The organism is Clostridium pasteurianum, from assembly GCF_001705235.1.
Lineage (GTDB): Bacteria > Bacillota > Clostridia > Clostridiales > Clostridiaceae > Clostridium_S > Clostridium_S pasteurianum_A.
This window is the reverse complement of record NZ_MCGV01000001.1, coordinates 3,613,876-3,627,777: the sequence shown is the minus strand read 5'-3', so window position 1 is coordinate 3,627,777 and position 13,902 is coordinate 3,613,876. Positions and strand designations below refer to the sequence as shown.

Here is a 13,902-nt window from a genome sequence, read left to right as displayed (position 1 = left end):
ACATATATAAACAAATTTATATTATATATGAATATTAATAAAGGAGTGTTGTTAGATGAGTATATATACCGAAAGTAACCATCATCATAGGCACAGTCATGCTGATTCTGATTCACCTGCTGAAGGTGCTCCAGATAAATTTAATGAAATAAATGTTTCAGCTTGTTTAGATAATGATAATAATTTAAATTCACAGGATAGAAGCTCCAGTAAATGTAACTCATGCGGTCCTTGCAATTTATGCCAAACTATTATAGCTGATCCATCTGATATATCAAGGCACGGAGGCAGATTATTAACAGTAAGAGTAAAAGTAACTAATGTATGTGTTAATAAAAAAGTGGCTGTTGCATGTATCATATATGGTAATAACGGAGAAGTCCTTGTATTTAAAGCTTTTACTACAATCATAATTAAAGATGATCCTAGTATTAAATGTGGCTGTATTGAACGTACTTTGAAATTTGTACTTCCTGATACTGATGCATTTGATCCTGACAATTTAAATGTTCGTGTCATCGCAAACTATATATATCCATGTGCTTAAATTTTCTACAATGACATATTTAACTTACCAATAGACACGTAAAAATTAACTTTCTATAATAATTATTAAAGGCAGAATTGTCAGAGTACTGACTTCCTGCCTTGTTTTTATATGCTCTGTAAAATACTAATTTAAAATATGGTATATTAATTTCTAAATTGAACCTACATTCTCTAACAAAAATAATAAAATCCTTCATAATTACATATCCTAAATATCAGTTACAACTTTATATTATTTGCAAGTACTAATTTCTAATAAATTCATTACCCAAAAGATATTAATCATTATTATGAGAAGGAGTCCAGCATATAAAATGAAAGCAGACATTAATAGCAAAATAAAGCTTCATGGTTTCAATAATTTAACCAAGACTCTATCTTTCAATATGTATGATATATGTTATGCAAAATCAGAGGAAGATAGGAAAGCTTATATCACTTACATAGATGAGCAGTATAACGCAGAAAGGCTTACTCAAATTCTCACAAAAGTTACTGAAATTATAGGTGCTAACATTTTGAATATTGCAAAGCAGGACTATGATCCTCAAGGTGCTAGTGTAACAATATTAATATGTGAAAATCCAATGGATAAAAATTCAGAAGACACATTATCAAATGAAACTCCTGGACCGCTGCCTGAAATTATACTTGCTCATTTAGATAAAAGTCACATTACAGTACACACTTACCCTGAATATCATCCCGATGATGGTATTTGTACATTTAGAGCTGATATAGATGTATCCACCTGTGGAATGATATCTCCTTTAAGGGCACTAAATTACCTGGTGCATTCCTTTGAAGCTGATATTATGACTATGGATTACAGAGTTCGTGGTTTTACTAGAGACATCACCGGCCGAAAGCTATTTATCGACCACAAAATAAACTCTATTCAAAACTACATGCCTTTTAATATTAAAAATAAATATAATATGATTGACGTAAATGTTTATCAGGAAAATATTTTTCATACCAAATGCAAGTTAAAGCAATTTGATTTAGACAATTACCTCTTTGGATATACTAAAAAGGACTTGTATCCAAAAGAAAGAAGAGAAATAACTCGCAAACTCAAAAAAGAAATGGATGAAATTTTCTATGGTAAAAATTTTGATGGATCATATCATAAATAAAAATAATGGAGGACTGTTATGTTAGATCTTTGGTATTCAGAAAGTCATGCAGATGACGTAAAATTTTCAATAAGGGTAACTCAGCATTTATACAGCGAAAAAACCCCTTTTCAACAAATTGATTTTTTTAAAAGTGACACTTTTGGAACTTTTTTTACTCTCGATGGCTACATAATGCTGACTGAAAAAGATGAATTCATATATCACGAAATGATTACCCATGTGCCAATGGCTGTTAATCCCAATATTAAAAAGGTTTTAATTATTGGTGGAGGCGATGGTGGAACTTCAAGGGAAATTTTAAGGTATAAAACTATCGAAAAAGTAGATTTGGTTGATATTGATGAAAGAGTTATTAGACTCTGCCAGAAGTATTTACCACAAACCGCCTGCAAGTTTGATAATGACACTAGACTTACTACTCATTTTGAGGACGGTAAAGAATTTGTTAAAAAAACAGCAAGCGGAACTTATGACCTTATTTTAGTTGATTCAACAGATCCTATTGGCCCTGGAGAAGGTTTATTTACTAACGAATTTTACAGCGATTGCAAGAGAATTTTAAGTGATGATGGAATTTTAATAAACCAACACGAAAGTCCATATTACAAAAATTACTGCCGTGAAATGAAAAGAGCTCATAGTAAGATAGAAAATAATTTTCCTATTGCAATGGTTTATCAATTCCACATGCCAACTTATGCTTCAGGTCACTGGCTATTTGGATTTGCTTCAAAGAAATATCATCCTCTAAATGATTTGCATGTAGATGAATGGAATAGTTTAGGACTCAAAACAAGATATTACAATACAGACTTGCATAGAGGTGCATTTGCACTGCCAAATTACGTTATTGAAGAATTAAATGAAAATAACTAGTTTATCTTACAGAAGGAGCTGTCTCACTAAATATAAATTGATGGGGCAGACCCTTTTTAATTAAATGCAAATATATATTCATAATATAATATTATATAAAAATGAGTTCAAACAATAACATATTAAAAATTTAAGTTCAATTATATGTACAATTTCTCAACTTATCTTAAAATTTGCTGCAATATTTATAAATCGTAAATTTGAAATATAAATATATTGTATTGATATTTTTTTATATTTGGTATAATATTTATTGCATAAACATGTCAATACTGACATGTTTATAGTTACATGTTTATATGTGTGGAATATTTATGCATAAGAATGAAAGGTGGAATTACAATGGCAGAAAAAAAAGTTTTTAAAAATTTGGATGATTTCTTAGGAACTCATTTTATTTATACTTATGACAATGGTTGGGAATATGAATGGTATGCAAAAAATGATCATACTGTTGATTATCGTATACATGGCGGTATGGTAGCTGGACGTTGGGTAACAGATCAAGAAGCAAATATTGTAAAATTAACAGATGGCGTCTTTAAAATCACTTGGACTGAACCAACTGGTACAGATGTAGCTTTAGATTTTATGCCAAATGAGGGAAAATTACACGGCGTTATCTTTTTCCCAAAATGGGTTCAAGAACATCCTGAAGTTACAGTAACATATCAAAATGAACATATTGATTTAATGGAAGAATCAAGAGAAAAATACGAAACATATCCTAAGTACGTCGTACCTGAATTTGCAAATATAACTTATATAGGTAATGCAGGTCAGAATAATGAAGATGTTATAAGTGAAGCTCCATATAAGGGTATGACAGATGACATCCGTGCTGGTAAATATTTTGATAAAAACTATAAAAGAATCAAAAAATAAAAAGCTATAATTTTTTAAAACAAGCCCTCAATATAAATATTCTTATAATTTATATTGAGGGCTTGTTTTAATTGTAACAAATTTTATCTATACAAAAATCAATTGAATTGTCTTAAAACTAGATGTGAATTTTCACTATCTTATAAAAAGCTACTCACATACTTTCTCTGGATTTAAAATATTTTTAGGATCAAAAGCTTTTTTAATATTTTTCATAAGGGAAATGTATTCTTCACCACATTGATTAAATAAATATTTCTTTTTGGCAAAACCTATTCCATGTTCTCCTGATACAAGCCCTTCCAGATCCATAGATTTTTTGTACATGCATTCAAATACTCTCTTTAGTTTTTCTTCCCACTCTTCTTTACTTAAATCATCTTTTAATATATAAACATGAAGATTTCCATCGCCAGCATGACCAAAACTTCTTATTCTAATATTAAACTTATTTTGAAGCTCATCTGTATATTTTACGAATTCGGCAACCTTATTTCTTGGAACAACAACATCACATTCATCCATTTCTGTAGTAGAAGCTTTAACTGCTTCAAGAAACGCTCCTCTTGCGTTCCACACAGCTTCTTTTCTTTCGTCTGTATCAACTATATAGACATCAAGTGCTCCTTCATTAAGGCAAATTTCAGCAACTTTACTATAATCTTTTTCAACATCTTCCTTAGTATTTCCATCAAAACTCAAAAGCAAATATGCATCTGCACTGTTATCAGGAAACTTTTTGCCTAAGTATTCCTCAGCCGAAAGAATTACTTCTCTCTCCATAAACTCAATAGCTGTAGGAATTGATTTTGACTTTATAATTTTAGGAACAGTACTTATAGCTGTATCGAGGTCATTAAAAGGTACAAGAAGGCTTATTGTCTTTTTAGGAAGCGGCATAAGTTTTAAGATTGCTTTTGTTATTATAGCAAGCGTTCCCTCTGAGCCGCATATTAAATCCTTTATGCTGTAACCAGAACTATTTTTAACAACCTTTCCTCCAAGATTTAAAATGTCACCATTTGGCAGTACCACTTCAAGTCCTCTTACATAATCTCTAGTAACTCCATACTTTACAGCTCTCATACCTCCAGCATTTGTACTTATATTTCCCCCTATAGTTGCAGATTTTTCTCCAGGGTCTGGTGGATAAAAAAGATCATGCTGCTCTACAAATTTACCTATCTCCATCAAAAGAACTCCCGGTTCAACGGTAAGCGTTAAATTTTCCTCATCAAGTTCAAGAATCTTATTCATACTGCTCATATTTAGCATTATTCCACCATGAAGTGGTACAGCTGCTCCAACAAGTCCTGTCCCCGATCCCCTTGGAACTACCGGTATGTCCTTTTCATAAGCATATTTCATAACCTTTGATATTTCCTCTGTATTTTTAACATCTAAAAGTACTTCAGGCATCTTGCTTACGCTGCCAAGCTCATCATGGCTGAAATCCTCATTTATTTCATCTCCGCTGAGTACTCTATCTTCACCTAAAAATGATTGAAAATATTTTATATCTTCTATATTAACCATAAGAACTTCCCCCTTTATATTGCCGTTTCTACTTTTTTATTTTGCTTTATCTTTTCAATAAGTTTAGGAACAATATCATATAAATCTCCAACTATTCCATAGTGACTTACACTAAATATAGGTGCTTTTTCATCCTTATTTATTGCAAATATATATTCGCTACTGTTCATGCCTGCTGTAAATTGAACTGCTCCTGAAATACCAAGAACTATTATGAGTTTAGGCTTTACAGTTCTACCACTTAAACCTATTTGAGTTTTAGCATCAATCCATCCTGCTTCAACAAGTGGTCTTGTACCTGCAACTCTTGCACCTAAAAGATCTGCTAATTCATACACCATGTCCATATCTTTTTCAGCCTTAATTCCTCTTCCAACTGCAATTATTACTTCTGCATCAGATATACTATTCTCTGGCTCTTTTTTAGTTATCTTTAAAACCTTTATATTGGAATTAAGTTTCTCTTTATCTATGTTGCATACTGTAATTTTTCCGCTCTTACCATCCTGTCTCTCTGGTGCATTCATAACTTTATACCTAACCGTAGACATTTGTGGTCTGTTATTTGGATTTATAATTTGTGCCATTATATTTCCGCCAAAAGCAGGTCTTATTTGGACTAAGTCAGTATTTTCTTTCATGTCAAGTATGGTACAATCTGCTGTAAGCCCTGTTTTAAATCTTGCTGCAACTCTAGGTGCAAGTGACCTTCCAACAGTGGTAGCTCCAACAAGTATTGCTGTTGGCTTTACTTTTTTTACTAAATCTTCAAAGGCAGCAGTATAAGGTTCAATGGCGAAATCACGAAGTTCTTCATAGTCATATACAAAAACCTCATCAACACCATAATGAAGAAGTTCTTCTGCTTTTTCTTTTATATTATGTCCAATAAATAGTGCATAGACTGGGTGATTTATTTTTGAAGCAAGCTCTCTTGCCTTTCCTATAAGCTCATAGGTTACGGGATGTATATTTCCTTCAACATGATCTACATATACTAAAATTCCCTTCCAGGCACTTTTATCTATACTTTTTACCTTATCTTCTACAAACTCTATAACTCCCTTAGGTCCTCTCCTTATGCATGTTTTACAGAGTTTACAGGCCGCATTTATTTGTAGCTTACCATTATTTTCTTCTATAGCATTAAAAGGACATAAATTAATAAGTTCTTTTATGTTTTCCTTTGTAAGTTTATCCTGGTTAATAACTAACTTTCCCATAATAATTCCCCTCCATTAAACATATTTTAATTGTTTAAGTTTATTAAATATTTTATCTGATATTTCTTCACTGCTTCCATTCCAAATTTCTCTGTCATTATTGACTGAAGGTGGAAATATTCTTTCAACCTGAGTTGCTGAACCATTAAGTCCATAATGATTTTCATCCTTATCCTCAAAATCATTAAGGCAAATAGATTCAATTTCTCTATCCTTAGTTTCAAGTTTTTTCTTGTAAGATGGAAGTCTTGGCTCAAATATATCTTTATCTATAGTAAGAAGACACGGATAAGAAATTTTATCAAGTTCTATAGTGTTTGGCATATCCATATCAACTGTTATTTCTTTTTCATTTGTTTCTTCTATTCTTATTACATTTGCAATATGTGGTATTTTTAAATATTCAGCTATTTCAGGTCCAACCTCAGCTGTATCTCCATCTGTAGTTTGTTTTCCACAAAGTATTAAATCGAAATTCCCCATTTTCTTAATACCTTGAGAAATTGTATATGCTGTAGCAAGTACATCTGCACCTGCAAATTTTCTATCTGAAATAAGCATTCCTCTATCTACACCCATCATATATGCTTCTTTGATAACTTCTTTTGCCTGTGGAGGTCCCATAGTGATAACGCTTACATTGCCTCCAATCTTTTCCTTTATCCTAAGTGCTGTTTCAAGTGCATAAAGATCATAAGGATTCATTTTAGAGTCTATTCCATCTCTTTTTAGAACTCCAGTTTTTTCATCTACTTCAACTTTACTAGTACCTGGAACTTGTTTAATACATACTAAAATATCCATTGTAAACCCTCCCTCTCTAAAATTGGTGTGTTGGTATGACCAATTTCAAATAAATTGTAGCACATAAAAACAAAAAATTCCATAAAAAAACAAAAGTTAAAAATTTAACTTTTGCACATTGATTTATTTATAAGCTCCAAATGGTTACGCATTTCTGCTGCTGCTTTTGATTCATCCTTACTTAAAAGTGCTTTATATATAGCCTCATGCTGAGTTACTAACAAAGTTTTATTCTCACCATTTGCTATAATTTTATATCTTGCATCACTAATAAATGTATCTATTAACACAGAAGTAGCAGATAAAATATTAACTAAAAGAAGATTTTTAGATGCCTTAGCAATTTTATGATGAAATTCAACATCTAATTCTGTATTAAGCCTCTCATCTGTAGTAATCTTAAATTTATCTATTATAGCCTTTATCTCTTGAAGCTCATCCGAACTAACTTTTTTTGCAGCAAGAGAAGCTGTTTCAGTCTCTAAAACCATTCTAAGCTCAAGTATATCCCTAGGACTACTTTCTTGAAGCATGAACATAAGCGATATAGGCTCAATTAAGCTATCATCAAAGCTTTCTTTTATAAAATTGCCATCACCATGCCTGCTTTCAACAAGCCCAAGTATTTCAAGGGATCTTAAAGCCTCTCTTACTGAAGTTCTACTTACATTAAGTTCTTCTGCAAGTTCCCTTTCAGGTGGAAGCTTATCACCCTTTTTTAATTTTCCTGTCTTTATCATCTCTTTTATCTGTTCAATTACAACTTCATATACCTTTTGACTTTTTATTGGAGAAAACATATTATCACCCTTTTCCGTGCAACTTCTTAGCAATATAAATTATACCACAACCTTTTATTCAAACATCAATTTATAATTTTATACAATAAATATTTATCTTAATTTTATTCGCCAAACTAAATGCTAAATGATATCTTTTCGTATAATTATGCATTCGTCCTTAAATATTTTTTTGGCATTTTTAAAGTAAATTATACTAATTGATAATATTTTTATATTATTTTAGATAAATTATTGCATTTTTAGTTTTTTTAATCTATAATTGTTATTAATTCATCAAAAGAATGGCAAGTTTTACTATCAAATCAATATAGAAATTATTAACCCATATATATAATGATTTTTATATTTATGCATTTATTGAATCGAACTAAAAAATATATTTAAAAGGAGTGTTTAAATTATGGAAAAACTACGACAAAACGAACTAACCTACCTAGAAGTTGTCGCTTTACCAGTAGCCATGATAGCCCCATCAGCAGCAATGGCTCTTAATGTACCTTTAATGGCAAGTGTATGTTCATATTCTGTAAGCTTAGTATTCTTAATTTCTATATTACTATTAGGATGCATTGCTGTATCATTTGTAAAGTTTAATCAGTACTTTTCAACTGCAGGATCTATATATACTTTTGCAACAAAATCTCTTGGTGAAAAGGTAGGATGCTTATCAGGCTGGGCTCTTTATTTAACTTATGCTATATTTCCAGCAGGCTGCCTTTCAGCATTTGGTTCAATGTTTAATGACTTCATTGCAACTTATACAGGAATAAATATAGGCTGGCTTCCATATACCTTATTAGCTGCATTATTAAGTTGGTATTTATGTTTTTCCGATGTAAAGCTAAGTTCAAAAATAATGCTAGCACTGGAATTTGCATCTATATTTTTAATTATAGTTCTAGATATAGTGGTTATAAGCAAAACAGGATTTAGTGCAATTCCATTTAAGACAAACAATAATAGTTTCTCAAGTATTGGAGCAGCAATAGTATTTGCAATATTATGCTTTGCTGGATTTGAAGGTGCTTCAAGCTATGGAGAAGAAAGCAAAAATCCTAAAAAAACAATTCCACTAGCAATAGCAAGCTCAGTTCTTATATCAGGATTATTTTTCGTACTTACAAGTTATGCCATTGCATTAGGATTTGGCAGCTCAAAAGCAGGTATTACATCATTAATAAAATCCGCATCTAGTGTTGCTGATTTATCAAAAATGTACATGCCATTATTCTTTACAGGAGCATTAGCCTTTGTAGTATCATTATCTGCTTTTTCAGCTGGACTTGGTGCTATGGCTGCTGCAAGTAGATTACTTTATTCCATGAGTCAAGACGGAAATGTTCCTAAAATAGTTTCAAAAGTACATCAAAAACACCAGACACCTTATATATCATTAGCCTTATTGCTTGTTGTAACAATTGTTTTAGTACTTCTTTTATCTAAAAATGAGGGTACAACTATCTTTGGATATTGTGGTACTATTGGTGCATTGTCATTAATAATTAACTATTTTGTTACTTGTCTTGGTTCAATAGTATACTTTAAGCGCAATAAAATTTGGACAAATAAGAATCTTATATTTCCAGTAATAGCTTTAATAGTTTTAGCTTATACATTTTACGCTAATGTATATCCTGTACCAGCTTTTCCATCTAACATATTCCCATATATAGTTTTAATTTGGACTATTTGTGGCTACATCTTTACAAGTATATATAGAAGCAAAACTAAAAATGCAAAAATTAGCAACGATGAAATAGCATCATAATCTATATACCACTTTAGGTATTATTTGATATAATAATTATAAAATTTATGGAAAAATATTTAAGGAGTGATTTAAAATGAGTAGTTTTTACACAAAATCAGGAGTAAGACTGGATTACGTAGAATCAGGAAATAAGAATGGTAAAGCAATTGTTTTAGTTCATGGAATGTTATGTTCAAAAAACTTCTTTCAAAAACAAATGTCCTTCTTTGAAAATACAGAATATCATGCTATAGCTGTTGATCTTAGAGGTCACGGAGATTCTGACAAGCCTTTAGAAGGATATACAGTAAAAACATATGCTTCTGATGTTCATGAATTAATCAAAGAACTAAATATAGAAAAGCCTACTCTACTTGGTTGGTCAATGGGTTCAATGGTAATTTGGGATTACTTTGACATGTTCCCTGATGAAGTTGGTGCTCTAATATGTGTAGATCAATCAGCATCAGATTTCGCATGGCCAGATTGGAAATTAGGCGTAATGACTACAAATGACCTAAGAGATATATCTGAAATAACTCAAACAGATAGAGAGCCTTTTTATAAAGAATTAATAGGTTTAATGATTCACGAACCTAATGAAAAAGATGCTGAATTCTTTTTAAGTCAAATGATGAAGATACCTCCTGTAATAGCTGAAGGAATTGTTTTAAATCAAACTTACCAGGATTACAGAGAAACTGTGAAAAAAATAAATGTACCAACTCTTATTACCTTTGGAGGAGATCCAAAACTTAATCCACCAGCAGCTGGCTTTTGGCTTAACGATCAAATCAAAGATTCTAAAATAAAAATCTTTGATAAATCAAGCCACTGCCCATTCTGGGAAGAACCAGATGACTTTAATGCTACAATAAAATCATTTATAGATTCACTATAAGGGAATTAACAGTTCATTGGAACATTAAAAAAGTTCTATAAATCTAAGATAAAAAGTTGTAAAATACTAAAAGTTTTAATAACTCGCTGAAAAAAAGCTCAAACAAATTAAAACTCTAAGTATTTTACAACTTTTTATCAAGATTTATTAGAATTTTTTTAAATCGTTCCAATGAACTGTTTATTCCCTTTTAAAGTAAAGCGCGGAGAAAAATTCGCCTTGCCTTTATTCTATTCTAAGTAACAGTATTTTGGAAACGATTTAAATATAACTCAATAGGACTTTGCTCCAAATAATGAAAAGACTTAGAATTTTTAATTTGTCTGAGCTTCTTTTCAGCGAGTTATTAAAATTTCTTAGTATTTTCATTATTTGGAGCAAAGTCTTATGAGTTATATTTAACGTTTCAAAATACTGTTACTTAGAATTCTTTAGGTCATTAACAACTTTACCTGCACTATTTACATATCCAGAAGCCTTTTGCCACAATTCCTTCGATGGAATAACTTTATTAACCGTATTATAAGCCTGTTTTACTATCGGAATGTTTGCAAGATTAGTGCTTTGAATTGACATCAATAAAAACCAGCAAACGGCTATAACAGCCACTACCTTTATTATTTTGCTCATTACCTTCATAAAAATATACAGAGCCACAATTGCAATAATCACAAAAATCACAGTATTAGTTGTTACATGCGGCAATCCATTACCGATTACACTATTTATCTTCTCCATTTGCCTCACTCCCCTAATCTTTTGTATAAAGTATATTATAGTACAGAAGTTACTAAAAGCAAAGCAATTATATACCTAATTTCATGACTAAACTCACTACTTTTTACAAATACAAAAAAGAGCCTATTTCTAAGCTCTTAAAAATCTTATTTATAAACATGCTTTCCATAAAACACTTATTTTACATTAACATCAAAAGTAAATGGAGTAAATTGCTGCTCAAAATCATCAGATGAGCCTGTGAAAATAAATTTAATATTTTCGCCATTATAATCTATAGGTTTAAATATAATGATTCCGTCTTCTTTTACTCCTGGAAGTATTTCTGTCTTCATCTCAGGATAATTAAGGTCACCACTATCAACATCATATTGCTTATCTCCTTGAGTTGCTTTAGCTTCAAATGTATTAAAGTTTATTTGAGCATTAGAACTATTAGTTACAGTTACATATACTCTAGTATTTTTAGTTCCAAATTCAACTTTATTTAGCTGTACTACATAACCATTCTGGTTAATTTGTTTATTTACAGTTATAGTTTTTTTAGCTGGATCAAACGCAGTTGCATAATCTGTTTTTTCAATTTTACTTGCACTTATAACTGGTGCTACTATGTCTCCTCCAAATGCATTTTTTCCTTCATGCTTCTCGACTACTTTACCAACTACATGTATAATGTCATCTTTTTTTACATCAAAATTAGGATTTTTTATTTTAACTATAGTATTCTGTTCTGAATTATCCGGATCAGCAAAAGCTTGTATATATGTTACATTGCTGTCCTTTTCTGGATCTACAGATACTTTAGCATAATAATCTACTTTTCTACCTTCAAATTTATTTGCATTCGAAAACATTTGTCCAAATTCACTTTTAGTTAAAAGTTTATTTGATTTTTCAGTACTACTTTTTTTGCTTTGAGCTCCTGAATTTACGCAACCTACTAAAGCAATACTTAATATAAGCATTACTATTACCATACTTGATTTAATTTTTTTCAATGTAATCATTCCCCCTTGTTAACACTTTGTTAAAAAGATTATAACATATTATTACATTTGAGTATAATACATTTTGGAATGACATTGTATCTTAATATAATATTTTGATTGCTTTATCTCCTTAAATTTAATTATTTCTATTAATTTTGATATCATTACATCATTTTACATTCAAGGGTTAACTTTCTTAAATACATCATCTTAAGATATGAATATTATTAATATAATTGTAAATACTTTAAATAGAGGTGATAAAATGAAAATTAATTCCTTTAGCAAATTAGATTTTTTATTATATACAAGCTTAACATGTGCAGGTCTAATAATCTTAAATATAATTATTGAATAAAATTTCTTATTAAATAATTTCTTTTCGTAACATACTATTTCAATCGAGCCTGACTTTTTATATCAGACTTACCACTTAAAAAAAGTTATATTAATTTTAAAACCATCATAATAAATGTGGTATTAAAATCAATATCCTAATAACTACGTACGTTATTTCATTCATTTTAATACCACTAATTTTTAAACTCATTTAAAAAATATTTTCTTTAATATTTGAATATAAAAAACAAATAGTTATCAAATTTTTATATGTATTAGTATTAATTATTTGCTAGCTTTTTCATACAATAAAGGTTGTACCTTTTGATACAAAACATTAGCTATAGCTTCCATCCCTTTATCATTTGGACTAAAATCATCACTTACACCATAAAAGGTTTTATTTCCAGCTGTACATACATTAGTCTTATTTGAATATATGTCCTTCATATTGACAACAGGTATATTTCTCTGCTTTCCAATATTAGTTATTATATCATCATATCTTTGTCCATAACTAACATTCCAGGTTGTCATTAAAACTATTGTTGGTTTTCGATTCACTTTAGTAGTGATGCCATCAAGTAAAGTATTGAGTTCATTTTCAAATACAGCTGGTGATACATTATTTTCAGTATTAGAATCATTTGTTCCATATTCAATAGTAATTAAATCCGGAGACCAACTATTTATTTGACTTACATCATTAAGTGCCTCTGATAAAAGTTCTCCACGTTTAGCTATATTGTTCTTTTGTACCTGAAATCCCATATTATTTGTAATTAAAGTTCCTAACCTATTTGTAAAAAAGCTATCCTGTGAAGATGCACCATATCCTAATGTAACACTATCCCCTATAGATAAATATTTAATGCTCTTGCCTTTACCAATCGTTTTCACATCTTTACTCTCTTTAACCTTTCCTGTGCTATTTTTCTCTTTCGCCTGACCGAGTTCCTTTTTTTGATATGCTGCAATGGCTTTTTCGTTCTTTGCATCTCTTTTTTTATCATACTCTACACCACTTATTATTACCGCTACTGTAATAACAAATAGCAAAATGGCTAAAATAGTCACCTTTTTATCAGACTTATATGTATTATTCATTATTATATTCCCCTCCGCTAATATTAATAGATATACATATAAATAATATCGTACTTATTTAAAAACTGCAATATTTAATGAATTTTAATATATTCTAACTCTTAATGATTTTTAAACTTACAATAATATTGCATTTATATTGCGATTAAATTATAAATTGAAGCAAATTAAATAATTTTATAAATAAAAGTTAATTTCTATATTAAATATATATAGAATTACTCATAAAGACCGATAACATATACATAGTTGTTATT

Annotated in this window: 13 protein-coding genes; 6 read left to right on the top strand and 7 right to left on the bottom strand. The window is 30.0% G+C overall.

Annotated features, from left to right (window positions below; translation table 11 throughout):
• Positions 1-55: 55 nt before the first annotated feature.
• The 4 genes from BEE63_RS22175 (at position 56) to BEE63_RS16195 (ending at position 3,452) form a co-directional block, all read left to right on the top strand.
• Positions 56-547, top strand: coding sequence for a hypothetical protein (locus tag BEE63_RS22175; protein ID WP_242874814.1), 492 nt, complete (start codon positions 56-58; stop codon positions 545-547).
• A 316-nt stretch (positions 548-863) separates the two neighbouring features.
• Positions 864-1,688 carry an adenosylmethionine decarboxylase gene (gene speD, locus BEE63_RS16205; RefSeq protein ID WP_066022367.1) on the top strand — a complete coding sequence of 275 codons (825 nt, stop codon included), beginning with the start codon at positions 864-866 and terminating at the stop codon, positions 1,686-1,688.
• A gap of 18 nt (positions 1,689-1,706) precedes the next feature.
• Positions 1,707-2,567: a polyamine aminopropyltransferase gene (gene speE / locus BEE63_RS16200; protein ID WP_066022366.1), complete on the top strand. Its 861-nt coding sequence runs from the start codon at positions 1,707-1,709 to the stop codon at positions 2,565-2,567.
• Positions 2,568-2,858: 291 nt separating this feature from the next.
• Positions 2,859-3,452, top strand: a complete 594-nt coding sequence (locus tag BEE63_RS16195) for a phenolic acid decarboxylase (RefSeq protein ID WP_278327397.1) — start codon at positions 2,859-2,861, stop codon at positions 3,450-3,452.
• Between the two features lie 150 nt (positions 3,453-3,602).
• Here the strand turns inward: BEE63_RS16195 and BEE63_RS16190 are convergent, their stop codons facing one another.
• The 4 genes from BEE63_RS16190 to BEE63_RS16175 all read right to left on the bottom strand — a co-directional run bounded on the left by BEE63_RS16190 (position 3,603) and on the right by BEE63_RS16175 (position 7,815).
• Complete coding sequence (locus tag BEE63_RS16190; protein ID WP_066022364.1) at positions 3,603-4,988, bottom strand: FAD-binding oxidoreductase; 1,386 nt, start codon at positions 4,986-4,988, stop codon at positions 3,603-3,605.
• 14 nt (positions 4,989-5,002) lie between these two features.
• A complete protein-coding gene (locus tag BEE63_RS16185) occupies positions 5,003-6,211 on the bottom strand; it encodes an electron transfer flavoprotein subunit alpha (protein ID WP_066022363.1) in 1,209 nt (402 codons plus the stop codon).
• A 15-nt stretch (positions 6,212-6,226) separates the two neighbouring features.
• Complete coding sequence (locus BEE63_RS16180) at positions 6,227-7,015, bottom strand: electron transfer flavoprotein subunit beta/FixA family protein (protein ID WP_066022362.1); 789 nt, start codon at positions 7,013-7,015, stop codon at positions 6,227-6,229.
• Positions 7,016-7,119: 104 nt separating this feature from the next.
• Positions 7,120-7,815 (bottom strand): FadR/GntR family transcriptional regulator, encoded by a 696-nt coding sequence (locus BEE63_RS16175; RefSeq protein ID WP_066022361.1) that lies wholly within the window; start codon positions 7,813-7,815, stop codon positions 7,120-7,122.
• A 403-nt stretch (positions 7,816-8,218) separates the two neighbouring features.
• Here BEE63_RS16175 and BEE63_RS16170 point away from each other — a divergent pair, with 403 nt between their 5' ends.
• The gene (locus tag BEE63_RS16170) at positions 8,219-9,586 is read left to right on the top strand and encodes an APC family permease (protein ID WP_066022360.1); all 1,368 of its coding nucleotides are present in this window, start codon (positions 8,219-8,221) and stop codon (positions 9,584-9,586) included.
• Between the two features lie 76 nt (positions 9,587-9,662).
• Positions 9,663-10,469, top strand: a complete 807-nt coding sequence (locus tag BEE63_RS16165; protein ID WP_066022359.1) for an alpha/beta fold hydrolase — start codon at positions 9,663-9,665, stop codon at positions 10,467-10,469.
• A gap of 417 nt (positions 10,470-10,886) precedes the next feature.
• On the opposite strand, the gene BEE63_RS16160 is transcribed toward BEE63_RS16165, so the two are convergent.
• From BEE63_RS16160 to BEE63_RS16150, 3 genes are all read right to left on the bottom strand, one after another.
• On the bottom strand, positions 10,887-11,207 hold the full coding sequence (locus BEE63_RS16160) for a hypothetical protein (protein ID WP_066022358.1): 321 nt from the start codon (positions 11,205-11,207) through the stop codon (positions 10,887-10,889).
• A 176-nt stretch (positions 11,208-11,383) separates the two neighbouring features.
• Positions 11,384-12,217, bottom strand: a complete 834-nt coding sequence (locus BEE63_RS16155) for a DUF4352 domain-containing protein (RefSeq protein ID WP_066022357.1) — start codon at positions 12,215-12,217, stop codon at positions 11,384-11,386.
• Positions 12,218-12,823: 606 nt separating this feature from the next.
• On the bottom strand, positions 12,824-13,645 hold the full coding sequence (locus BEE63_RS16150; RefSeq protein ID WP_066022356.1) for an SGNH/GDSL hydrolase family protein: 822 nt from the start codon (positions 13,643-13,645) through the stop codon (positions 12,824-12,826).
• Positions 13,646-13,902 lie beyond the last annotated feature (257 nt).

Coding starts and splice junctions, on each gene's coding strand:
- BEE63_RS22175 (WP_242874814.1), top strand. CDS start 56: ATGAGTATATATACCGAAAGTAACCATCATCATAGGCACAGTCATGCT.
- speD (WP_066022367.1), top strand. CDS start 864: ATGAAAGCAGACATTAATAGCAAAATAAAGCTTCATGGTTTCAATAAT.
- speE (WP_066022366.1), top strand. CDS start 1,707: ATGTTAGATCTTTGGTATTCAGAAAGTCATGCAGATGACGTAAAATTT.
- BEE63_RS16195 (WP_278327397.1), top strand. CDS start 2,859: ATGTTTATATGTGTGGAATATTTATGCATAAGAATGAAAGGTGGAATT.
- BEE63_RS16190 (WP_066022364.1), bottom strand. CDS start 4,988: ATGGTTAATATAGAAGATATAAAATATTTTCAATCATTTTTAGGTGAA.
- BEE63_RS16185 (WP_066022363.1), bottom strand. CDS start 6,211: ATGGGAAAGTTAGTTATTAACCAGGATAAACTTACAAAGGAAAACATA.
- BEE63_RS16180 (WP_066022362.1), bottom strand. CDS start 7,015: ATGGATATTTTAGTATGTATTAAACAAGTTCCAGGTACTAGTAAAGTT.
- BEE63_RS16175 (WP_066022361.1), bottom strand. CDS start 7,815: ATGTTTTCTCCAATAAAAAGTCAAAAGGTATATGAAGTTGTAATTGAA.
- BEE63_RS16170 (WP_066022360.1), top strand. CDS start 8,219: ATGGAAAAACTACGACAAAACGAACTAACCTACCTAGAAGTTGTCGCT.
- BEE63_RS16165 (WP_066022359.1), top strand. CDS start 9,663: ATGAGTAGTTTTTACACAAAATCAGGAGTAAGACTGGATTACGTAGAA.
- BEE63_RS16160 (WP_066022358.1), bottom strand. CDS start 11,207: ATGGAGAAGATAAATAGTGTAATCGGTAATGGATTGCCGCATGTAACA.
- BEE63_RS16155 (WP_066022357.1), bottom strand. CDS start 12,217: ATGATTACATTGAAAAAAATTAAATCAAGTATGGTAATAGTAATGCTT.
- BEE63_RS16150 (WP_066022356.1), bottom strand. CDS start 13,645: ATGAATAATACATATAAGTCTGATAAAAAGGTGACTATTTTAGCCATT.